Annotated in this window: 26 protein-coding genes and 1 tRNA gene; 10 read left to right on the forward strand and 17 right to left on the reverse strand. The window is 61.6% G+C overall.

Features of this window, described 5'->3' with window-relative positions; all coding sequences use genetic code 11:
• Positions 1-301: 301 nt before the first annotated feature.
• Together AC1DXM_RS10015 and AC1DXM_RS10020 are read left to right on the forward strand one after the other, a co-directional pair.
• Positions 302-1,381 (forward strand): DOMON domain-containing protein, encoded by a 1,080-nt coding sequence (locus tag AC1DXM_RS10015; RefSeq protein ID WP_477232887.1) that lies wholly within the window; start codon positions 302-304, stop codon positions 1,379-1,381.
• 316 nt (positions 1,382-1,697) lie between these two features.
• Positions 1,698-1,774: transfer RNA gene (locus tag AC1DXM_RS10020), tRNA-Pro, on the forward strand.
• 82 nt (positions 1,775-1,856) lie between these two features.
• Here the strand turns inward: AC1DXM_RS10020 and AC1DXM_RS10025 are convergent.
• Entirely contained in the window at positions 1,857-2,243 is a 387-nt protein-coding gene (locus AC1DXM_RS10025) for a CatB-related O-acetyltransferase (RefSeq protein ID WP_477232888.1), read from the reverse strand.
• A gap of 543 nt (positions 2,244-2,786) precedes the next feature.
• On the opposite strand from AC1DXM_RS10025, the gene AC1DXM_RS10030 reads away from it, so the two are divergent.
• Positions 2,787-3,623, forward strand: coding sequence for an FkbM family methyltransferase (locus tag AC1DXM_RS10030; RefSeq protein ID WP_477232889.1), 837 nt, complete (start codon positions 2,787-2,789; stop codon positions 3,621-3,623).
• Between the two features lie 7 nt (positions 3,624-3,630).
• Here AC1DXM_RS10030 and AC1DXM_RS10035 read toward each other — a convergent pair whose 3' ends face one another.
• From AC1DXM_RS10035 to AC1DXM_RS10045, 3 genes are all read right to left on the reverse strand, one after another.
• Positions 3,631-4,419, reverse strand: a complete 789-nt coding sequence (locus tag AC1DXM_RS10035; RefSeq protein ID WP_477232890.1) for a hypothetical protein — start codon at positions 4,417-4,419, stop codon at positions 3,631-3,633.
• Between the two features lie 49 nt (positions 4,420-4,468).
• Entirely contained in the window at positions 4,469-4,927 is a 459-nt protein-coding gene (locus AC1DXM_RS10040; protein WP_477232891.1) for a YbaK/EbsC family protein, read from the reverse strand.
• Positions 4,928-5,041: 114 nt separating this feature from the next.
• Positions 5,042-5,323 carry a helix-turn-helix domain-containing protein gene (locus AC1DXM_RS10045; RefSeq protein WP_112561791.1) on the reverse strand — a complete coding sequence of 94 codons (282 nt, stop codon included), beginning with the start codon at positions 5,321-5,323 and terminating at the stop codon, positions 5,042-5,044.
• A gap of 296 nt (positions 5,324-5,619) precedes the next feature.
• Between AC1DXM_RS10045 and AC1DXM_RS10050 the strand changes: the two genes are divergently transcribed.
• Entirely contained in the window at positions 5,620-6,234 is a 615-nt protein-coding gene (locus AC1DXM_RS10050) for a hypothetical protein (RefSeq protein ID WP_477232892.1), read from the forward strand.
• Between the two features lie 170 nt (positions 6,235-6,404).
• Complete coding sequence (locus AC1DXM_RS10055; protein WP_477232893.1) at positions 6,405-6,611, forward strand: hypothetical protein; 207 nt, start codon at positions 6,405-6,407, stop codon at positions 6,609-6,611.
• Between the two features lie 229 nt (positions 6,612-6,840).
• Here AC1DXM_RS10055 and AC1DXM_RS10060 read toward each other — a convergent pair whose 3' ends face one another.
• Positions 6,841-7,044: a hypothetical protein gene (locus AC1DXM_RS10060; RefSeq protein WP_477232894.1), complete on the reverse strand. Its 204-nt coding sequence runs from the start codon at positions 7,042-7,044 to the stop codon at positions 6,841-6,843.
• A gap of 223 nt (positions 7,045-7,267) precedes the next feature.
• On the opposite strand from AC1DXM_RS10060, the gene AC1DXM_RS10065 reads away from it, so the two are divergent.
• Positions 7,268-7,390 carry a hypothetical protein gene (locus tag AC1DXM_RS10065; RefSeq protein WP_477232895.1) on the forward strand — a complete coding sequence of 41 codons (123 nt, stop codon included), beginning with the start codon at positions 7,268-7,270 and terminating at the stop codon, positions 7,388-7,390.
• A 123-nt stretch (positions 7,391-7,513) separates the two neighbouring features.
• Here AC1DXM_RS10065 and AC1DXM_RS10070 read toward each other — a convergent pair whose 3' ends face one another.
• The gene (locus tag AC1DXM_RS10070) at positions 7,514-7,816 is read right to left on the reverse strand and encodes a hypothetical protein (protein WP_477232896.1); all 303 of its coding nucleotides are present in this window, start codon (positions 7,814-7,816) and stop codon (positions 7,514-7,516) included.
• A gap of 88 nt (positions 7,817-7,904) precedes the next feature.
• Positions 7,905-8,447: a MerR family transcriptional regulator gene (locus AC1DXM_RS10075; RefSeq protein ID WP_477232897.1), complete on the reverse strand. Its 543-nt coding sequence runs from the start codon at positions 8,445-8,447 to the stop codon at positions 7,905-7,907.
• Here AC1DXM_RS10075 and AC1DXM_RS10080 point away from each other — a divergent pair.
• Positions 8,446-8,583 carry a hypothetical protein gene (locus AC1DXM_RS10080; RefSeq protein ID WP_477232898.1) on the forward strand — a complete coding sequence of 46 codons (138 nt, stop codon included), beginning with the start codon at positions 8,446-8,448 and terminating at the stop codon, positions 8,581-8,583. The two genes, AC1DXM_RS10075 and AC1DXM_RS10080, sit on opposite strands and share 2 nt — an antisense overlap.
• A gap of 75 nt (positions 8,584-8,658) precedes the next feature.
• Here the strand turns inward: AC1DXM_RS10080 and AC1DXM_RS10085 are convergent, their stop codons facing one another.
• From AC1DXM_RS10085 to AC1DXM_RS10105, 5 genes are all read right to left on the reverse strand, one after another.
• Positions 8,659-8,982 carry an integration host factor subunit alpha gene (locus AC1DXM_RS10085; protein ID WP_006201891.1) on the reverse strand — a complete coding sequence of 108 codons (324 nt, stop codon included), beginning with the start codon at positions 8,980-8,982 and terminating at the stop codon, positions 8,659-8,661.
• A gap of 102 nt (positions 8,983-9,084) precedes the next feature.
• Positions 9,085-10,056 (reverse strand): beta-ketoacyl-ACP synthase III, encoded by a 972-nt coding sequence (locus AC1DXM_RS10090; protein WP_477232899.1) that lies wholly within the window; start codon positions 10,054-10,056, stop codon positions 9,085-9,087.
• A 10-nt stretch (positions 10,057-10,066) separates the two neighbouring features.
• Positions 10,067-11,137: a phosphate acyltransferase PlsX gene (gene plsX / locus AC1DXM_RS10095; protein WP_477232900.1), complete on the reverse strand. Its 1,071-nt coding sequence runs from the start codon at positions 11,135-11,137 to the stop codon at positions 10,067-10,069.
• A gap of 144 nt (positions 11,138-11,281) precedes the next feature.
• Positions 11,282-11,830 (reverse strand): YceD family protein, encoded by a 549-nt coding sequence (locus AC1DXM_RS10100; protein ID WP_477232901.1) that lies wholly within the window; start codon positions 11,828-11,830, stop codon positions 11,282-11,284.
• 23 nt (positions 11,831-11,853) lie between these two features.
• Positions 11,854-12,396: a ubiquinol-cytochrome C chaperone family protein gene (locus AC1DXM_RS10105; RefSeq protein ID WP_477232902.1), complete on the reverse strand. Its 543-nt coding sequence runs from the start codon at positions 12,394-12,396 to the stop codon at positions 11,854-11,856.
• 115 nt (positions 12,397-12,511) lie between these two features.
• On the opposite strand from AC1DXM_RS10105, the gene AC1DXM_RS10110 reads away from it, so the two are divergent.
• The 3 genes from AC1DXM_RS10110 to AC1DXM_RS10120 all read left to right on the forward strand — a co-directional run bounded on the left by AC1DXM_RS10110 (position 12,512) and on the right by AC1DXM_RS10120 (position 14,341).
• Positions 12,512-13,027: an outer membrane protein assembly factor BamE gene (locus tag AC1DXM_RS10110; protein WP_477232903.1), complete on the forward strand. Its 516-nt coding sequence runs from the start codon at positions 12,512-12,514 to the stop codon at positions 13,025-13,027.
• A 268-nt stretch (positions 13,028-13,295) separates the two neighbouring features.
• Positions 13,296-13,817: a hypothetical protein gene (locus AC1DXM_RS10115; protein ID WP_477232904.1), complete on the forward strand. Its 522-nt coding sequence runs from the start codon at positions 13,296-13,298 to the stop codon at positions 13,815-13,817.
• Positions 13,818-13,873: 56 nt separating this feature from the next.
• Positions 13,874-14,341, forward strand: coding sequence for a hypothetical protein (locus AC1DXM_RS10120; protein ID WP_477232905.1), 468 nt, complete (start codon positions 13,874-13,876; stop codon positions 14,339-14,341).
• 94 nt (positions 14,342-14,435) lie between these two features.
• On the opposite strand, the gene AC1DXM_RS10125 is transcribed toward AC1DXM_RS10120, so the two are convergent.
• The 5 genes from AC1DXM_RS10125 to osmF all read right to left on the reverse strand — a co-directional run bounded on the left by AC1DXM_RS10125 (position 14,436) and on the right by osmF (position 20,899).
• On the reverse strand, positions 14,436-16,592 hold the full coding sequence (locus AC1DXM_RS10125) for a sodium-translocating pyrophosphatase (protein WP_192253273.1): 2,157 nt from the start codon (positions 16,590-16,592) through the stop codon (positions 14,436-14,438).
• 261 nt (positions 16,593-16,853) lie between these two features.
• On the reverse strand, positions 16,854-17,606 hold the full coding sequence (locus tag AC1DXM_RS10130) for an ABC transporter permease (protein WP_192253270.1): 753 nt from the start codon (positions 17,604-17,606) through the stop codon (positions 16,854-16,856).
• On the reverse strand, positions 17,603-18,541 hold the full coding sequence (locus AC1DXM_RS10135; protein WP_477232906.1) for an ABC transporter ATP-binding protein: 939 nt from the start codon (positions 18,539-18,541) through the stop codon (positions 17,603-17,605). Before AC1DXM_RS10135 ends, AC1DXM_RS10130 begins: the two co-directional genes overlap by 4 nt.
• On the reverse strand, positions 18,538-19,701 hold the full coding sequence (locus AC1DXM_RS10140) for an ABC transporter permease (RefSeq protein WP_192253264.1): 1,164 nt from the start codon (positions 19,699-19,701) through the stop codon (positions 18,538-18,540). The genes AC1DXM_RS10135 and AC1DXM_RS10140 overlap by 4 nt, the downstream gene beginning before the upstream one ends.
• A gap of 286 nt (positions 19,702-19,987) precedes the next feature.
• The gene (osmF, locus tag AC1DXM_RS10145; RefSeq protein ID WP_477232907.1) at positions 19,988-20,899 is read right to left on the reverse strand and encodes a glycine betaine ABC transporter substrate-binding protein OsmF; all 912 of its coding nucleotides are present in this window, start codon (positions 20,897-20,899) and stop codon (positions 19,988-19,990) included.
• Positions 20,900-20,953 lie beyond the last annotated feature (54 nt).

Here is a 20,953-nt window from a genome sequence, read left to right on the forward strand (position 1 = left end):
TTCTCTGCCCAGAATCGGTTTTATGTGGAAGCCACGCGATTGGATACCAATATCGTCACAATTCCAATACGGCACTGCTGTCCCGCCCACCTCGCTTAGATCGCCGTGGTGACTCGGACCGCGATTGAGGCGGATAGGTATTCGCCGCCTTCCTTTCAGGCCAGATCATGCGGCGGAACATCGCCGTCCTTGTTCCGGCTCATGAAACGCGCTCCACCCGCTGTGTTCCTTGATTTGAGAGCCTAACCGCATGGCAACCGTTACCCGCACTTACCTCCATGACCTAGTCTGGACGAAAATGATGGACGAGGTCGCCGCTGACCTCGGTAGTTCGGCCGGGACGATCGTCGCGATCTGCCGAGCAAACGATATACCAGTTCCGCCTCCCCACTATTGGCGAAAGATCGCCAATGGCAGTCCGCCGAAGCGCCGGGCGCTGCCGACAGATAGATTCAAGCGAAATCAGACCGTGCTCATAGGCGACCAAGTGGAACCGGTTATCAATTACCAGGGGCTTACGAGCTTGGACGCCGGCTCCGAAGAACTCCTCCGGGTCGCAGTTGCGGTCGAAGTAACCGATCCGGTAGCAGTTGCAATTCAGAAGGACTTGAGGCGTTCGTCGTCGGCTGGCGAAGTCCGGCAAAGATCAGGCTTCATACGAGTAGACATAGGCCTGGATAGCCTCCCTCGTGCTGCGAATCTCATTGCCAGCATAAAGGCTGCCATTTTGGAGCGGTCATGGAGTGTCTCTGTAGATGCCAAGCGTGGCGCGGTAGTTGATGGTGAGAATGTCGAGTTGGCCTTATCCGAACGATACGCGTCGATCCCGCATACGCCTACCACAGCAGATATCCGTGACTATCGGAGCTACGGTCGACCTATTCCCGAGCACGATCAAGTGCGGTCCGGACATTTGCAGCTGTCGATCACCAATGCGGCCTACCTCGGTGTCCGCCAAAAGTGGGCTGACGGCAAACGTCAACGGCTCGAGGATATCTTAACGAGCTTTGTCGACGGGATCGAGCGCGCTGCCACAGCCTTGAAGCAGTTGCGCATTGAGCGCGAGGAGCGAGCGCGTAGATGGGCGGAAGAGGAGAAGCGTCGAGAGGAGCGAGAGCGGCTGGAAGCGATTGATCGAGTTCGGGGCGCAACTTTCAGAGAACAGGCAACCGCACATCAACAGGCTCGTGAACTCCATGCTTATATCGAAGCTGTGAAGAGCCGGCTCGCTCGAGGATCCGAGCGCGACGCTCAAGTTTTGGAATGGATCACTTGGGCAGAGAACTACGTTGCGCAAAAGGACCCGCTCAATGGTGAGTTGCCTGTCCTTCTCAGCGAGGAAGACGCACTCAGAATGAGGTGGCAGTATCCCGACAGGTAAAAATTTCGGCCCCGGGATCGTGCCGTTGAGCGAGACACACAGGGATCCCATCAAGCTCAGCTTGGGGCTTTCCCGGGAGCAAGCCGGTGAGCCGGCCAGCCACCCCAACTCAGGGGAAGGCTGGCCGTATGCGGAAGGCCCGCTGCGCCTGGCGCGGACAATCCAAACGGACAAATCATGAACATCCGGTGTGATTTTCGGTGTGACTTTTGGTCTCGAAATCCACACCAGGACACCATTTGTTCTAATTTCGCCGATTTTGTTCCGACAAGGCTCTTGCGCTACACCCATTGAGATTATAGGGCTTTGCGCGGTCCGGAGTGTAGCGCAGCCCGGTAGCGCACTTGACTGGGGGTCAAGGGGTCGTCGGTTCGAATCCGGCCACTCCGACCAAACAACACAGGCGTTTAGCTGCTTCCCCCAAGTGGCCACGCGATTTCTCAGCCGCATTGCAGCCACTCGCAAAATACGTTTCTTACGGCGTCACGCCTGCGTGACGCTCCACGAAAGGCTCGATGGGGCCTGTAAGAAGAGCAGCCTCCTGCTTGATCTTCTCGTCGCTCCATTCCCACCACCGGATCGCCAGCAATTTCGCAATGACGTCCTCCGAAAACCGATAGCGGATAAGCCTGGCCGGAACCCCGCCGACGATCGCATATGGCGGCACATCCTTGGTGACAACGGCGCCGGCAGCAACGATGGCGCCATCGGCAATGTGGACGCCTGGCATGATCATCGCATGACGGCCGATCCAGACATCGTTGGCGATGGTAATGCCGACGGGTTTGCCACCGTGCGCATTGGGGTCGGTCGAGTCCATCATGCGGCTGTGGATCGGAAAAGTGGTTGCAGCCCAAGGCACGTGGCTTCCCCCGGAACATTCAAAGCTGACGTTGCCGGCGACCGAACAGAACGCTCCAATGGTCAACGGAGTGGCGTCAGACGCTCCAAGCACCTTCTTCCGGCTCACGCCATAGGTGTGACGTCCGAGGGTCACGCTTGAGGGCAGCTTGGATCGAAACGGGTTTTTCAGGTGTAGCCACCCGATCACAGTGGCCTCCCATCCCGCTGCCACAGGCTCACACGGGCTCCCGACAAACAATATCGAGCCCTTGCAGCCCATAGCCCATCGCGATGGCAAAGCCCATTCTCGCTGTAGGCGATGTAATCAAAAACGTCGGTAGATCGGACCATCCGTTCTTCTATCCGCCCAATGCCCGCGACCTCAAGAGGCTTGCCATGAGTCGCAGCCGCGCGGGCGCCAGCAGCGGGTCTAGACAGCAGTTTGCTACCGGCCTTGTCGCTCTCGGCCTCACCGATGGGCAGATCGGCACCATCAAAAAAGCTACCGCTGCAAAGGCTGGAGAGCCTTGCTATATGGCAGATAGGAGCCAATAAGGGCTGAATGAAATTTTTCCTGCCAGTCGAAAAAGCGGCGCATCACCTCCGCAGCAAACTGTTCGCAAAGCTGATGTCATTCCGCTGGTTTCGCTCTATCAGTCTACTGACGATGAAGGAAGACATCCTTCTCGTCACGAGGCAATTTGAGGACCACAAACTTACTTTTTCGCCGCACGAAACCATTGGTCGGGACTTGTTCCGAAAGGGGCACTATCAGCGCGAGTTGGCGAACAGGGTTCTGGAGCTGATCGGGACACCGCCCGGGAAGACTTTGCTGGAAATCGGCGCCAACATCGGCACGCATAGCGTCTATCTGATGCTCAGCGGGAAGTTCGATCGAGCAATCTGCATTGAGCCAGATCCACGCAATTTCAAGCTTTTGAAGCAAAACCTGGAGCTAAACGACCTTTCGAGTGCGGTGAGCGCCTTTCAATATGCCGCTGGCGACCGCGAAGGATCGATAGACCTCTACTTCGGCGATGAGAATTTCGGTGCCAGTACGGTCATCAAGCCAACGGAAACATCACGTTCTGTCCCGGTGCAGCTTCGGCGTGTCGACAGCATCATGGCTGAAGCTGGCGTCAGCCCCGATGACATCGGTCTGGTGTGGATGGATATCGAAGGCGCGGAGCCGGAAGCCTTAAGCTCGATGGCCGAATTGGTGCGGCGTCAGGTTCCCATCCTCATGGAATACAGCCCGCAGCGATATGACCCGGCCAAGACCCGCGAAATAGCCAAGTACCTGGCCAATGCCTACCGGCGCTGCATCGTCTTCGGCAGGTCCGAAAACGAGATGGATATTCGCAGCGTAACTGAGCAACGCGACATCCTGCTTCTGTAGAACCCGGTCACGGCGACCTCCTACGCTTCTGGCGCCATAAATCCAAAGGCGTCCGCCACAGCCGATATCGACCGGCTTTTGCAACCTGCTGGCCGACTGGCACCTCGCCACAAGCGTTAAAGAACGCATGAACACGCGGCTCAGCAAACTGCTTTTTGCCGCGGGTGTTGTAGTGTCGGATCGGCAGGCCGTGAGGGCTGATGGTTCGGCCGTTTTGAGAAAGGGCTACCCCGAGGCAGAACTGTTCTGGCGCCCACGTGTCGGTCACCTCATAAACGGCCTTGATAGCTGCGAAGGCGTCCACCATGGCACTGAGATTGTCGCGGTGGATTCCTACGATTCCACTGTTCCACATCGGTTCCCGGCCGCTCAGGATCTGGCCACCGATGCTGATGCTCTTGCCCGGCAGCGCGCTCTGATAGATGCGATGCGGCCCTTCGCACAGGCGCATAAAGGAATGGGTCGCAGAGATCGAGCGGAAGCCTTTCGACGGGTCCCCCACCGGGTACATGTCGGTGTCCATGAAAAGGAGCCGATTTGCTCGCTGCAAAAGCTCACGCATAGCACCGGCCTTGATGCCGAAATGGTAGCTTCCTCCGAAAGACCACTGCTCTTTCTGCTCAGCCGTTATGAGCATTGTCTCAACAGGATAAGCGCGAAAGAGTTCAGCCCTGTCAGTTGCGACGACTATTCTAGCGGTCGGGCAATGGTGCAAAAGCTTGAGGGCGCTGAGTAGCGCACCGCGATGGTAAAGCTCGTTCTCACCATAGGCGATGTAACCAAAAACGTCGTTCATTCCATCACGTATAGTGAGTCGCCCAATCTTCTACCAGCCGCTCAGCTCGCTACTGGCACACATCGACCCATTCGGCGTTGACGATCTCGGCCATGCGCTGCGGGCTGAGCCGTACGGCGGCGTTGGTGGCGCCGGCCGCGGGCACGACTTCATCGAAGGCACGCAGCGAGACGTCGGCATAGACCGGCAGCGGCGCCGGCAGGCCGAATGGACAGACGCCGCCGACAGGATGGCTTGTGGCGGCGACAACCTCGTTGGCGTCAAGCATGCGCGGCTTGCCGCCGAAGCGGTCCTTGAATTTGCGGTTGTCGAGCCTCGACGTGCCGCCGGCCACGATCAGCATGGTCTGCTCTCCGACGCGCAGGCAGATGGTCTTGGCGATCTGCGCCGGTTCCACGCCATGCGCTGCCGCTGCCAGCGCCACGGTTGCCGAACTGGCATCGGTGACTAAAACTTCGACATCGGGCGCACGGGCAGCCAGAAAGGCACGCACGGTCTCAAGGCTCATTCCGGTGTTTCTCCTCCATTCGATCCGGCGGGCAATCACCTACCACTCGAACATGAAAAAGCTCGCCAGGGCAAACCATGGCGAGCTTGTTGAGAGACGCTTTGGCGTCGTCGTTTATGAAACGGACCGATTTTCTACAGGCGCTGTTGGCGCCGGGGCATCGATCAGGGCCGTTTCCGGCAATTGCAATGCTGCGGCGATCCGGCGAAGTTTCGACGGATCGGTGTCCTTGCCGCTCTCTATGTCGGCAATCTCGCTGGTCGACAGACCGCAGGTCAGGGAAAGCTCTTCAATACTGTATCCCTTTGTTTCCCGGATGGCTTTAAGGCCTGGGTGCTCAAGCGCAACATCGGCCGCCAGCCTGGAGAAGGGTTCGTGTTTTGCATTTTGGGGCATTGGCAACTCCATGGGGCTAAAGAGTTTTGGATCAAATGATAGGGTGTTGCCTGAGAGCCGGGACAATGCCCGCTCAAAGGCGATTTGCCAAGGCCCAAACCGACCGTCACGGCATCGTGAACCGGCGTCAAAACCCGCTGGCGCCAAGCAGATATGGGATCTCTGCCCCGATCTCCCAATCAAGTTCTTTTGAAGGACCGCACGCCGAAGTGTTCAGCGGTTTAGGGCCGCTCGCGCGTTGGCATGATGTCGCTGGCAACCGCATCGGACCAGCTTTCCCCAAGAGGACCAGACCCATGACATTGAAGACATCAGCCATCGTGCTCGCCACGATCGCAGGCCTCGCAGGCACCAGCCTGGTCGAGGCGCAAGCCGCCGACGCCGTGCGCATTCGCGGCACCGTTGCCGCCTTTGCCGGATCGACGCTGACGGTGAAGACCCGTGAAGGCGCCACCGACGCCATCGCGCTGGCTGACGGCTGGAAGATTTCCGGCGTCGCCAGGGCCGAGGCCGGGGATATCAGGCAAGGCGATTTCCTCGGAATTGCCTCGGTTTCAAAGGCCGATGGCGGCAGCGGCGCGCTGGAGGTGGTGATCTTCCCGGCGGCGCTCAAAGGCACCGGCGAAGGCGACCGCCCGTGGGATCTCGAGCCCAACAGCCGGATGACCAACGGCACGGTCGCCGATGTCACCGAGATTGCGGGCCGCACGGTGACGCTCACCTACGACAACGGCCAGAAAAAACAGATCGCGATCCCGCAGACGACACCGGTGGTGACCTTCGCGCCGGCCACACCGGCCGCCCTTCAGCCCGGTGCCGTGGTGTTCGTCAACGCCGAGCATGGCAGCGACGGCACGCTGACCGCCGGCCGGGTCGTGGTCGGCAACAACGGCGTCGTTCCGCCGATGTGAAAGCGGTTGCGGCGCCTGCGAAGACGCCAGACACAGTCCAGAAACAAAATTCTACAGTCGGGAAAAACTGTCGAAAAATTCGGAGGCGATAGTCATGGCTGCGGGTTTCACGTCACCGATCTTGCTCGGTGGCGGTCAAATTCAGCCCGCGCAGAAAAGGAAACGAAGTCATGAAGAAGTCCCTCCTGTCGGCTCTCGGGCTGGCTTTCGCCCTCGCTGTCTCGCTGCCGATCATCGGCGCCAGCAGCGCGGACGCAGCTCCGGTGGCGAAAAAGCATCACCACCATCATCATCATCACCACAAGCACCACAAGAAGCATCACCGCCATCATCACCACCACCATCACCACAAGAAGGTGGAAGCCAAGAAGGCCTGAGCCGGCTGACTTGCCCGATGGGAAGGCTGGCCTAGGAGTCCTCGCCAAGGCCGCCTTCCCATTGGTTTTTGCCGCCGAGACGTGGCGAGATGAAGACAGGATTCGATGGCGCCCATGCGCCAGAAGGCGAGCAACCAACGAACGTATCAGGCGCAAGGCCGAGGAGCACAGCGGTTGCGAGGCATGCTGCAGGACACCGCGAGTGTCTCAATGCGTTGCCGAAAACCCGCTAGGATGGCGCCGCGAACGCGAGCACTATCGCGATCAAAATCAACAGCGGTCCCATCCATTTGAAATGCTTCGCGACCTGCAGCAACCACGGCTGCTGACCTGACCGAGCCTGAAAAGGACTTTGGAGCAGTCCAAAGCCAACGCCTGTCACCCACAGCCCAACGCAGAACATGATGAACTCGTCGATGTAATTTGCGACCACGCCCCGCCTCCTCCGCCGGTATCTTTGGATTGGCGTTATAGCCGCAGCCGGGCGGGGCAAAAAGCGTGGTGCCAAGATGGCGACAATGACTGCTGCCGCGACCTGACATGAGCCGGGGCGGACTCGGTCTTGGCCGGCCATTTTCGGCACACCACCTTTCGCCGGCGGCACGCATCCCACTGGCGACGGCGGCGCGGTTTGCAAGGGCGCCGGCCATTGCCTGGTGCTCTCGATCGAGTGCAAGGGTACCTATACCGACGCCACTGACAAGAATGGCACGGTCTATAGCAAGTGCAGCCAGACCGCGCAGGTTTCGCCGCAGGGCAAGATCAAGCTCGCCAAGTAATCGGCCCCTGATCGAGGAAATGGCGGCCGTCCGCGGGACGGTCGCCATTTTCTTTTGTGCGAGACCTCTTTGTTTTTACGCAATTCCGGACGGAAAATCGTTCACACTTTTCCTGGAATTGCTCTAGCGCCGGCTGAGCAACAGGCTGGCGACAAGGCCGACCACGACCAGACCCACGGCAGCCGCAGTCGCCGGATGATCGCGCGCCGTCTTTTCAATCGCCCTGCCCTGCTTCCTGATTGCGGGCATGGCATCGCTGATGCGGTCGGCAAGCTGCGCATAGTAGTCGGAGGCAGCATCGCGCCCGTCGTCATAGTAAGCGCCGCCGCGTTTGGCTACAGCTTTCCTCAAAGCAGCCAGTTCCTTGGAAAGGGTCGCGACCTGCCTTTCAAGATCGAGATCGGAGAGGGTCGAAAGCGATGCCATGATTGTTTTTCCTTCTTCAAGAGAAGGCCAAACGCACGGCTGCGGAACCGGTTCCGATTTTGCTTGCCTCTGGTAATTGCCTAGAGGTCTAGCGCACCTGATCGAGCAGACGCTTGCACTCCAAGAGGTCGAACAGCGCCTCCTGCAGCAAGGCGCGGTTGTCGCGCGACAGTTTCGACGCGCCGGGCTGGACCGGACCTTCCTCCTCGGTCTTGCCCAGGCCGAAAAAGCGGCGGCTGGGTTTTACCTTGGGCTGGCCGACCAGCATTTCGTCATCCATGCCGCGCGGCTGCGCCGCCGGCGTCAGCGGCACCTGATCGGCCTGCCTGCGCTGCGAGATCGCATCGACGGCAGCCATGTCGCCATTGCCGATCGCGACCAGGAAATGGTTGCCGTTCTCGCGCAGCAGCTTCTGCACGCCCTTGATCGTGTAGCCCTGGTCATAGAGCATGTGGCGGATGCCTTTGATCAGTTCTACATCCTGCGGCCGGTAATAGCGGCGGCCGCCGCCACGCTTCATCGGCTTGATCTGGTTGAAACGGGTTTCCCAGAAGCGCAGCACGTGTTGCGGCAGATCGAGATCCTCCGCGACCTCACTGATGGTGCGGAAAGCGTCGGGGCTCTTGTCCATGGGCGAAATCCTCACGCTGGACGGCGATCCGGCCCAGTTTGCCGAATCGGGTATTATTTCAGCGGTTTATGAAACAACATTCAAGCCCGGCGTCAAACCGGCGGCCGTTTTCAACCGAAGCTTTATGTATCCTTGACGCAATTCCCTAGGGAAGCGCTACGCGCTTTCCCAGGAAAACGCTTCACACTTTTCCTGGGATTGCGGCAGAAACCTATTTGCCGCCCTTGGCCTTGCTGTTCTGGTGCGAGCGCAAGATACGGCTCTTCAGCACGTTCGACGACTTGAAGGTCATCACCCGGCGCGGCAGGATCGGCACTTCCTCGCCGGTCTTTGGATTGCGTCCGATGCGTTCGTTCTTGGAACGGACATGGAAGGTGGCGAAGGACGACAGTTTCACCGTCTCGCCGCGCACGATGGCTTCGCAGATTTCGTCCAGCACTGCTTCGACCAGTTCGGCCGATTCAGTGCGCGACAAGCCGACCTTACGATAAACAGCTTCGGCAAGGTCGGCGCGCGTAAGTGTCTTTCCCCCCATGCGACCGTCCCATCAGTTCAAAAACATAAATCGATACAAGCAAAGGCAGAGCCTAAGTAATTGATCCGGCAAGGTCAAGGACCGAACCGGACCGTTCGGCACTTACCAGCGAACCAGAACCGCGCCCCAGGTGAAACCGCCGCCCATCGCTTCCAGCAGCACGAGGTCACCCTTCTTGATACGGCCGTCGGCGACGGCCACCGAAAGCGCCAGCGGCACGGAGGCTGCCGAGGTGTTACCGTGCAAATCGACGGTGACCACCACCTTTTGTTCTGCAATCCCGAGCTTCTTGGCCGAAGCGTCAATAATGCGTTTATTGGCCTGGTGCGGCACGAACCAGTCGAGGTCGGCGGCGGTGATGCCGGCCTGCGAAAACGTTGCCTCGATGACGTCGGTGATCATGCCGACGGCATGCTTGAACACTTCGCGGCCTTCCATCCTGAGATGGCCGACCGTGCCGGTGGTCGACGGGCCGCCATCGACGAAAAGCTTGTCCTTGTGGACGCCGTCGGAGCGCAGGCTCATCGCCAGCACGCCACGGTCGGCAATGCCGCCGGTGCCTTCATCCGCTTCCAGCACCAGCGCGCCGGCGCCGTCGCCGAACAGGACGCAGGTCGAGCGATCGCTCCAGTCGAGGATACGGGAAAAGGTTTCGGCGCCGATCACCAGCACGCGTTTGGCCAGGCCGCCTCTGATGTAGAGGTCGGCGGTGGTCACCGCATAGACGAAGCCCGAGCACACCGCCTGCATGTCGAAGGCAAAGCCGTGATGCATGCCGAGCCGGTTCTGGATCTCGACGGCGGTTGCCGGGAAGGTGTTGTTGGGTGTCGAGGTCGCCAGCACGATCAGGTCGATGTCGGCGGGCGTCAGCCCCGCGCTGTCGAGTGCTGCGCGCGCGGCCGCCTCGCCGAGCGACGCCGTCGTCTCGTCATCGGCGGCGATGTGGCGCTGGCGGATGCCGGTGCGCTGGGCAATCCACTCGTCGGAGGTCTCGACCATGCCTTCGAAATCGGCATTCTTCATGATGCGGCGGGGCAGCGAGGCACCGGTGCCCCGCACGACTGATCTGATCAAAGTGTCTTTCCTATTCCTTTGCGTCGACGGCGGCGTCGGCTTTCCTGTTTGCCTGGGCATGCGGATTGCGCGCATGGAACAGATCGAGATCGGCCTCGATGCGGTCGATCAGATTGTTGCGCACCATATCGTAGCCAAGCTCGATCGCTGCCGCAAAACCATCCGAATCGGCGCCGCCATGGCTTTTTACCACGATGCCGTTCAGACCCAGGAAGACACCGCCATTGGAGCGGCCCGGATCGAGCTTTTCACGCAAACGGTCAAATGCGCCCTTGGCGAAGACATAGCCGATCCTGGCCATCATTGTGCGGCTCATCGCGGCGCGCAGATAGCCTGAGATCTGGCGCACCGTGCCTTCCGCCGTCTTGAGCGCGATGTTGCCGGCAAATCCTTCGGTGACGACCACATCGACCGTGCCCTTGCCGATGTCGTCACCCTCGACGAAGCCGTGATAATTCATCGAAGCCATATTGGCCTCGCGCAGCATGCGCCCGGCTTCCTTGACCTCTTCCTGGCCCTTTATCTCCTCGACGCCGACATTGAGCAGGCCGACTTTCGGCCGGTCGATGCCGAACACCGAACGCGCCATGCCGGTGCCGAGAATGGCAAAATCGATCAGCTGATGCGCATCGGCGCCGATCGTGGCGCCGACGTCCAGCACCACGCTCTCGCCGCGCAGCGTCGGCCAGATCGCCGCGATCGCCGGGCGGTCGATGGTGGCCATGGTGCGCAGGCAGAATTTCGACATCGCCATCAGCGCGCCGGTATTGCCGGCCGAAATGCAGGCCTGCGCACTGCCAGATTTGACCGCTTCGACCGCCTTCCACATCGACGACTTCCAGCGGCCGTGGCGCAGCGCCTGGCTCGGCTTGTCGTCCATCCTGACCGCGATCTCGCAATGGTGGAACTCGCTGACCTCGGCCAGTTTGGGGAATTTGGCGAGCTCGGGGCGCACCACCTCCTCGCGGCCATAGATGATGAAGCGGATGTCGGGACGCCTGACAGCGACCGTCATGAGTGCCGGGATGACCACGTTTGGCCCGTGATCGCCACCCATGGCATCGATGGAAATCCTGATCACGCGGTCTTTATCTCACTAGCTTGGGCCAGGGCGCATGGCCCGCAAAAGACGAAACTCGCGAAATAAGGGGGGCTCGCGAAGGTTCGGGGAAAATAGCGGTTTTGGGCTGCCGCACAACCGACTTTTCTCGGATCGCATCGTGTTTTAGGATTTTCCAAGCAAGGATCGCAGCTTTTGCTGGAATTCGTTCTCGACCGACTCGTCGGGGCCAGCGGCCTCGAGCGAGGCGCCTGCCTTGCGTGGATACGGATCGATCGCCAGCCCGAAGAACTGTTCGGCGAGCGCGCCGACGTCGATTGTGTCGCCGGAGAAGGTTTCCGGGCTGTCAGGCCCCTCTGCATCGATCAGTATCTCGCCGCCGCCTTCGAACCCTTGGCGCCCGAGCTTGGATTGCTCGGGCAGGAACAGCGCCTCGACCTCCTCGTCGATATGGGCCGCGACCGGCTCGAGGGTGACGATGCAGGCCTGGGTGATATCGGCCTCGACGCGGCCGCTGACCTTGACGCCATTGCGCTTCCACGGCGCCACCAAAAGCTCAGCACGGTAGTTTTCGACCGAGAGCAGCTCATGCTCCGCTGCAAGGGCGGCGCGCTGCGCGGCGTCGGCATCGATCACCACCGGAAGGCCCTTGTGCGGCAGGCGACCGACGTTCGCCTTGAATGACACCGGGCTCGGTGTTTCCGCATGTTTCATCTCAGCCTCCCTGCCTTCCCTCATCATTGTACCTTGGCGACGGGAAACGCCACCGTGCCGGAGAGGATCGAATCGGACGGCTGTGCCTCAAGCTGCCTTGCGGCATCGATCACATAGGACGCCAGCGGCAGCGCCTGCGGCCAAGCGCCGGCGTCGGGCCTGACATTGCGCGCCAGGGCGGCAGCAAGCGCATCACCATCACTGCGTTCCAGCGCATCGTCATAGGCGGCGGTACGGCCGTAGAACATTTTCGCCAGCCTCTTCATGCGCTTCGGCACCCCGACATCGCCAACGCCCAGTTCCCGCAGCGAATGCTCGACATCGAGAAAGAACTCGTCGATCAGCACCTGTGCGACCTCTAGCGCGACACCCTCTTCGCCGCGCAGCCTGTGCTGAAACAGGAACATGTGCAGCGATAGCATCTCGAAACGGCCGAGCGGCGTGTCCGGCACATTCCAGTCGGAATAAAAAACAATCTGCCGCGCCGCTGCCACGATTTGTGCGTAAAGCGCCTCGGTGATAGCGCGGTTGGCGTTGCGTTCGCGGCCAAAAAGGCGCTGGAACATTGAGGGTGGTCTCCTGGGGACCGTTTGTTTGAATTGGCCTTGTTGCATCGGCAAGCAAGCTGGTTTACCGGTTTTGCCGCCCAGCGCAAGTTGCGGTCAGCTAATGGAGTTGTTGTTGCGCGCGCTGAAATTCAAGTCGACTTTGCTGCCCGGGGCTACCGCGGCGGTTTCGCTGGTGTTGGTGGCTTCCGCGCTGTCAGGCTGCAATTCATCCAAAATGTTCGGCGACCTTACCCCGGGCGAGACACTGACGCAGGGCTATGTGATCGACCAGCAGGCGGTAGACTCGGTGCCGGTGGGCTCCAGCCGCGAACAGGTGCTTCTGGCGCTCGGCACTCCGTCGACGACGGCAACTTTCGACAATGAGGCCTTCTATTACATTTCGCAGACGCGCAAGCGCTATGTCGCCTTCGACAAGCCCCACCTGGTCGACCAGAAAGTGCTGGCGGTCTATTTCGGCGACGACGGGCGTGTCACCCAGATCGCCAATTACGGCCTGAAGGACGGCAAGATCTTCGACTTCGTTTCGCGCACCACGCCGACCGGCGGCAAGGACCAGAACTTCCTCAGCCAGATCATCAACGGCGCTAGCAAGCTGGCGCCCGGCATTCCCGGCGGCGGCACGCCCTGATCATCAGCTTCTGCGTTCCCCCGAGGGAAAAGCAGCACCATCTCAGGCGACCAAAAACCCGTGGGAGCAATCCCACGGGTTTTTGTTTGGGCCGGCCATCGGTCAGCAATGCTTAAGCAACCTGTGCTAGTCGATCCTTGGCAACGACAACGCAGCGGCGCATGGAAAGATTTATAGAAATCATCGTCGGCGCGGCCAAAAGCTGCCTGCTGTTCCTGATCCTCATTTCCCCCCTGCTGATTTTGATCGCGTTTCCCCCCTGCTGATTTTGATCGCGGCAACCAGCCATATCAGGGGCGATGCGGCAGTCGGCCTTGCCTATCTGGTATTCGCTGCTGCTTACTACCTGTGGCCGGTCGCGCTGCTGTTGCTGGTGGGCACGATCGCTCTGACCTACCTTTGGGTGCGCGGCAAGGGCATTCAGCCTATTGGCGCATACGCGCCCTATGCCGGGATCTTCCTGTTCTGGGCTACCTCGGCCGCCCTGCAGCGCAGCATCGAGTTCCATCCTAGCCCGGAATGGAAACAGGACGGCATCACCGCAGTAGGTTTCTGGGAGGACGAATCCGACGGCAGTGGCGCCAGCCTTTTCCTGGGGACATTTCTAGTCGAGCGCTATGTCGTGTTGGAAAAGAACTCACCGATCGATCATCCGACCATCAAGGAAGCATTCGCGCGCAAGTCCGGAGCCGCTTGCGACATACAAGACCCCAATGTCGAACTGGGTCTCATGCAAAGCCGCGGCCACTTCGACGCATGCGTCGTCAACGATAGCGACGCACGGTCCTGAACGGGGCGATCGTCATACGAAAAGGCCCATATCTGCTGAAAGGTCAGAAGGGCTCGGTGGCCGTCGCCTATCGCTTGCAAGCCGGGAGAGCACCCGAGGAGATCGGCCGCTGGGAAATAGTTCGGCGCCCGAAGCCAGTGCGCACTCATAGCAACGACGTGGGCTATGTCTTCGATATCGCGGGCCCGACGGCGACCAAGCGGTACGACGCTTGGAAATTCACCCTTGGGCAATGGGTCGACCTCGCTCACCCTTGGGTTGCGAAAACCCGCATCGATTCCAATCTCCCCTTCGGCGTGAAGATGGCCAGCGAGGAAGGCAGAGCGCTCTACTCGCCAATCCTGCGACGCGATTTCAAGCAATACCCTTTTACTGGCACCGACCTGACCGCGGATCAGAAGCGGAAGTTCAGCGACATTGCCGCCGCTGCCTGCAGGTGGCAACTAAACATGGACAAGACGCGCTACATCTATGGCGAACCGAGAGCCGACTGCAAACAGACATATGCGGCCTGGTTCCGTTAGGCCGACAAGGAAGGCCGTCACCAACATCAATCCTCGGCGACAAAAAACCCGCGGGATCGCTCCCGCGGGTTTTTCCTGAAGCAGTGGCGTTGCCTTAGCCGTGCGCGAGCACGGCCAGCAGCAGCAGCGCGACGATGTTGGTGATCTTGATCGCCGGGTTGACCGCTGGACCGGCGGTATCCTTGTAGGGATCGCCGACGGTGTCGCCGGTAACCGAAGCCTTGTGCGCTTCGGAACCCTTGAGGTGCTTGACGCCGTCCTTGTCGACAAAACCGTCTTCGAACGATTTTTTCGCGTTGTCCCAGGCGCCGCCGCCCGAGGTCATCGAGATGGCGACGAACAGGCCGTTGACGATGACGCCGAGCAGCGAGGCGCCGAGCGCGGCAAAGGCGGATGCCTTCGAGCCCGAGATCAACAGCACACCGAAATAGACGACGAGCGGCGCCAGCACCGGCAGCAGCGACGGGATGATCATTTCCCGGATCGCCGCCTTGGTCAAAAGGTCGACGGCACGGGCATAGTTCGGCTTGGAGGTGCCGGCCATGATGCCCGGATCCTCGCGGAACTGCTTGCGCACCTCCTCGACGATAGCGCCCGCCGCGCGGCCGACGGCCGTCATGGCGATGCCGCCGAACAGGTAGGGGATCAGGCCGCCGAAGATCAGGCCGGCGACGACGTAGGGGTTGGAGAGGTCGAAGGAGATGTCGCCCATGCCCTTGAAGTATGGAAAGAGTGTCGAGCCGGCTTCGTTAGCTTTCTCGGCAAAGAACTTCAAATCGTTCGAATAGGCGGCAAACAGCACCAGCGCGCCGAGGCCGGCGGAGCCGATGGCATAGCCCTTGGTCACCGCCTTGGTGGTGTTGCCGACAGCGTCGAGCGCGTCGGTGGAGTGGCGTACTTCCTTGGGCAGGCCGGCCATTTCGGCAATGCCGCCGGCATTGTCGGTGACCGGGCCGAAAGCGTCGAGCGCGACAATCATGCCGGCAAGGCCGAGCATGGTGGTGACCGCGATCGCCGTGCCGTAGAGGCCGGCAAGCTGGTAGGTCGAGATGATGCCGCCGACGATGACGATGGCCGGCAGCGCGGTCGATTCCAGCGAGACCGCGAGGCCCTGGATGACGTTGGTGCCGTGACCGGTCACCGAAGCCTGGGCGATCGAGTTCACCGGGCGCTTGTTGGTCCCGGTGTAGTATTCGGTGATCACCACGATGAGGCCGGTCACCACGAGGCCGATCAGGCCGCAGATGAACAGGTTCTTGCCGGTGATGGCCATGCCGGCAACGGTGCCGATCTCGCCCCAGCCGAGGCATACCGAAGTGGCGACGGCGAGGCCGGCGATCGACAGCAGGCCGGTGACGATCAGGCCCTTGTAGAGCGCGCCCATGATCGAGCCGTTGGAACCTAGCTTGACGAAGAAGGTGCCGACGATCGAGGTCAGGATGCAGGCGCCGCAGATGGCCAGCGGATAAAGCATCGTAGCACCGAGAACCGCCGTGCCGCCGAAGAAGATGGCGCTGAGAACCATGGTGGCGACGACCGTCACCGCATAGGTTTCGAACAGGTCGGCGGCCATGCCGGCGCAGTCACCGACATTGTCGCCGACATTGTCGGCGATGGTGGCCGGGTTGCGCGGATCGTCTTCGGGAATACCGGCTTCGACCTTGCCGACGAGATCGCCGCCGACGTCGGCGCCCTTGGTGAAGATGCCGCCGCCGAGACGGGCGAAGATCGAGATCAGCGAAGCGCCGAAGCCGAGCGAGACCAGCGAGTCGATGACGATGCGGTCATTGGGCTGCAGGCCCATGGGGCCGGTCAGGATCAAGTAGTAGATCGAGACGCCGAGCAGCGCGAGGCCCGCCACCAGCATGCCGGTGATGGCGCCCGACTTGAAGGCGATGTCGAGGCCGGCGGCAAGGCTGTTGGACGCTGCCTGCGCGGTGCGCACATTGGCGCGCACCGAGACGTGCATGCCGATGAAGCCGGCAGCGCCCGAGAGCACGGCGCCGATCAGGAAGCCGACCGCTGCGGTGATCGAAAGCAGCCACCAGGCGAGAATGAGCACGACCACGCCGACAATGGCGATGGTGGTGTACTGGCGCGCCAGATAGGCCTGCGCGCCTTCGCGGATGGCGGCGGAGATTTCCTGCATGCGTGCGTTGCCCTGATCGGACGCGAGGACCGATCGTGTCGCCCAGATGGCGTAGAGCACTGAAAGCAAACCGCAGGCGATGACGGCGTATAGGATGGTCATTGCCGAATTTTCCTCGATTGGTGGCCCAAAAGAACCCCTCCCTGGGCCGTTGGTGCGGGGAGCGGATAAAGCCTAGGCGGAATCCGTCCTTCGCAGCGGTGTATGCGAAACAGGGCTCGGAACGTCAAGATATTGTTCGGTTTTTGCCCGGCTTTCCGCCAAAAGGTTTAGGCCAGAACATTCCCGCCGCTGATGCCTTGCTATTAGATCGATTGAAATGACGCCACGTCAATCAACCGTGGCGTGCGGCCTGGCCGCAAATCACTCGCCGGTCTCCTGCCCCATGCGGCGCGCGGTGTAGCGTTCGATGGCCGACAGGCCGTCATAGATCAGCACCGCAAGGGCAGCGACGATCAGGCCGCCTTGCAGGACGAAGGCGAGGTTGTTGGACAACAGGCCGGCGATGATCACCTCGCCCAGCGTCTTGGCGGCAACCGTCGAGCCGATCGTCGCGGTGGCCAGGCTGATCACCACCGACAGTCTGATACCACCCAGAATGATCGGAGCGCTGAGCGGCAGTTCGACCTTGATCAGCCTTTGCCAGCCGGTCATGCCGGCGCCGCGCGCAGCCTCCATGACATTGCCCGGCAGCGTCGTCAGCCCGGTCAGCGCGTTCTCGAAGATCGGCAGCAGGCCGTAGAGGAACAGTGCGATCAGCGTCGGCTTCTCGCCAAAACCGACGGCGGGCACAGCCAGCGCCAGCACCGCCACTGGCGGGAAGGTCTGGCCGATATTGACCAGGCTGCGCGACAGCGGCAGGAACTCGGCGCCGGCTGGCCTGGTGACCAGGATGGCAAGCGCAACCGCGACGATGGTGGCGGCTACGGTAGCGATCAGCACCGTCCTGAGATGCAGCAGTGTCAGCGTCAGCAGGCTGCCCTGATTGTAGATCGCCGGCGCATTGTTTTCGGTCAGCGGCTTCAGCAGCGGCTCGAACCAGCCGGGATTGGTGACGAAGGCTATGAGCAGCACCACCAGGGCAAGCCTGAGCAGTGAAGGCAGCCAGGCTTTCATGCCGGCCTCGCCGCGCGCTTGACCAGCCCGTCGACGGTGACGCGGCCGAGCGGCTTGCCGTCGTCACCCTTGACCGGCAGCGCCGGTCGGCCCGACCACAGAAGCTCCGCCAGCGCGTCGCGCTGGCTGGCGTCACCGGGGATCGCCTCGCCTTCGGCTGTCCCCTGCTCCACCGCATCGCGCACACGGCCAAGCGACAACAGCCGGAACGGCTTTTCGCTGGCGCCGACCAGGGTTTCAACGAAGGCACTGGCGGGCCTGGCCAGGATCTCTTCCGGCTTGGCGTACTGCACCAGCTTGCCGGCATCCATGACGGCGATCTTGTCGCCCATATGCACCGCCTCTTCCATGTCGTGGGTGACGAGGATGATGGTGGTGCCGAAGCGTTTCTGGATCGCTAGCAAATCTTCCTGCGCCTTGGTGCGAATGATCGGGTCGAGCGCGCCGAACGGCTCATCCATCAGAAGCACATTGGGTTCGGCAGCGAGCGCGCGGGCGACGCCGACGCGCTGCTGCTGGCCGCCGGACAGCTCGTGCGGATAGCGCGGGCCATAGGCCTTAGGGTCGAGCTGGTAGAGCGTCATCAGCTCGTCGACGCGGGCCTTGATGCGGTCCTTGTCCCAGCCTAGCAGCACTGGCACGGTGGCGATGTTCTGCGCCACCGTTCGGTGCGGGAACAGGCCGTGGCCCTGGATGGCGTAGCCGATGCTGCGGCGCAGCTCGTAGCCCGGCAGCGATCGGTTGTCGTTGCCGTCGAGCTTGATCACACCAGCGGTCGGCTCGACCAGCCGGTTGATCATCCGCAGCAGCGTCGTCTTGCCGGAGCCGGAGGTGCCGACGATGACGCAAACCGTGCGCGGCTCGATGACCATCGAGACGTCGTCGACCACGGTCGTGGCGTCGTAGCGCTTGGTAATGCCTTCGATCTCGATCATGCCGTTTCAACCCTGCGCTTGGTGGCGGTCATTTCGATCACTGCGTCGAGGATGATGGCCGCGGCGAAGGCCAGCGCCACCGTCGGCACGGCGCCGAGCAGCACCAAATCCATCGCCGTCTGGCCGACGCCCTGGAACACGAACACGCCGAAGCCGCCGCCGCCGATCAGCGCTGCAATGGTGGCAAGGCCGATGTTCTGCACCAGGACGATGCGGATGCCGGTGAGGATGACCGGAAAGGCCAGCGGGAACTCGACGCCGAACAGACGCTGGCGGTCGGTCATGCCCATGCCGCGCGCGGCATCGTTGGCGGCACGCGGCACGCCGGCGAGCCCAACCACCGTGTTGGCCACCACCGGCAGCAGCGAATAGAGGAACAGAGCGACGAAAGCCGGCGCGGTGCCGATGCCTCTGATACCGAGCGCCGCAGCACCTGGAACATGCGCGGCCACCCAGCCGAGCGGCGCGATCAGCAGGCCGAATAGCGCGATCGAGGGAATGGTCTGGACGATGTTGAGCACATTGAGCACGCCGGCCCGCAACCGTTCGACGCGATGGCACAGAATGCCGAGCGGCAAGCCGACGATCACCGCGGCCGCCAGCGAGCCCAGCGCCAGCGTGACGTGCTTGGAGCCTTCGGCCCAGAAACTGTCGGCGCGGTTGCCATATTCCTTGAGGATCGACAGGCTATCCCACCGCCCTGAGATCAACAGCAAGCCGATGGCGAGTGCGGCAATGACAAGCACGCCGACGCGGGCCAAGGGCGACAGGTTGAGCCTGGTCAGCACGTCGGCCAGAAGCAGCGTGAAGGCGAAGATCAGCAGCCAGAAGCCGGAGGCCGGCGAGATGCGGGCGAAGGTGTTGCCCGCCGGCGTGAGGAAGGTGCCGGCAACGCCGATCAGGATGGCAAGGGCAACAAGCGCCACCACGCTCGCCGCCAAGCGCAGGACCAGCGGGGTTTTCAGCAAGGCAATGATCGCGGCCACGACGACGATCGCCAGCAGCAGCGGCCCGATCGTCGGCGGCAGCGCTTCGAAGATCGAGCGCGCCTCGCCCGGCACGATGCGGTTGGCGCGGAAGGTGGCGAACGGGGCGAAGAACGCCGCATAGGCAACGATCGCCGCGATGACGACGCCGAGTTTGTCGAAACGAAGGGTCATGGATGCCCCTCATGAGAGGCGATTGGCGCAGGTCGGCGTGAGAGCCAATCTCCCCCCTTGCGGGGGAGATGGCCGGCAGGCCAGAGGGGGGTGTGAAGGATCGCCAGCTTTCGACCGTCGGTTCGTTCGGAAGCAACCCTATCAAAGTGCGCAGCTGTGATGGGTTGAGGTGTCAGCGGGACAGCACCCCCCTCTGTCCTGCCGGACATCTCCCCCGCAAGGGGGGAGATCAGCAGCTTCCAGAGTGGAGCGCCTTGCACCGGTGTCACTATGAGCTACGCGCTGACTACTTCAAGAACCCGTTCTTCTTCAGGAAGTCCTCGGCGACGCCCTTGACCGGCTCGCCGCCGATCTGGACGCGGCCGTTGAGATCCTGCAGCGTGACGAGGTCGAGCTTGGCGAAGACCGGCTTGAGCAGCGTCTCGATCTCGGGGTGCTCCTTCAGCACGGCTTCACGGATGATCGGCGCCGGCTGGTAGACCGGCTGCACGCCCTTGTCGTCGTCGAGCACGACCAGGCCGGACGGCGCGATGCCGCCATCGGTGCCGTAGACCATGGCGGCGTTGGCGCCGTTGGTCTGGTTGGCGGCCGCGCCAATGGTCGCCGCGGTGTCGCCGCCCGACAGCGTGATCAACTGGTCGGGCTTGAGCGTGAAGCCATATGTGGTCTGAAAGGCCGGTAGGGCTGCCGCCGAATTGACGAATTCGGCCGAGGCGGCCAAAACCACCTTGCCGCCACCCGCCACGTATTTGCCGAAGTCGGAGAGCGTCGCCAGCTTGTTGGTCTCGGCAACCTCCTTGCGCAACGCGATCGCCCAGGTGTTGTTGGCCGGCGACGGCGACAGCCAGACGATCTTGTTGGCGTCGTAGTCGAGCTTCTTGGCGATCTCATAGGCCTTTGCGGCATCCTTCCAGACCGGATCGTCGGCCTTCTCGAAGAAAAAGGCGGCGTTTCCGGTGTATTCGGGATAGATGTCGATCTCGCCGGCGGTGATCGCCTTGCGCACAACCGACGTTCCGCCGAGCTGGATGCGGTCGGTGGTCTTGATGTTGTTGGCGTTCAGAACCAGCTGGATGATGTTGCCGAGGACGCCGCCCTCGGTGTCGATCTTCGAGGAAACGACCACCTGGGCGTTGGCGGAAGCCGCTGTGATGCCGAGCGCCAATGCCGCACTGGCCAGAACCTTGACTGAAAACATTGTGAAATCCCTTGCTTTGAACCGGAATGCGGTGGCCGCATATGAGCATGGCTT

This window comes from Mesorhizobium sp. P3_A2, from assembly GCF_056403115.1.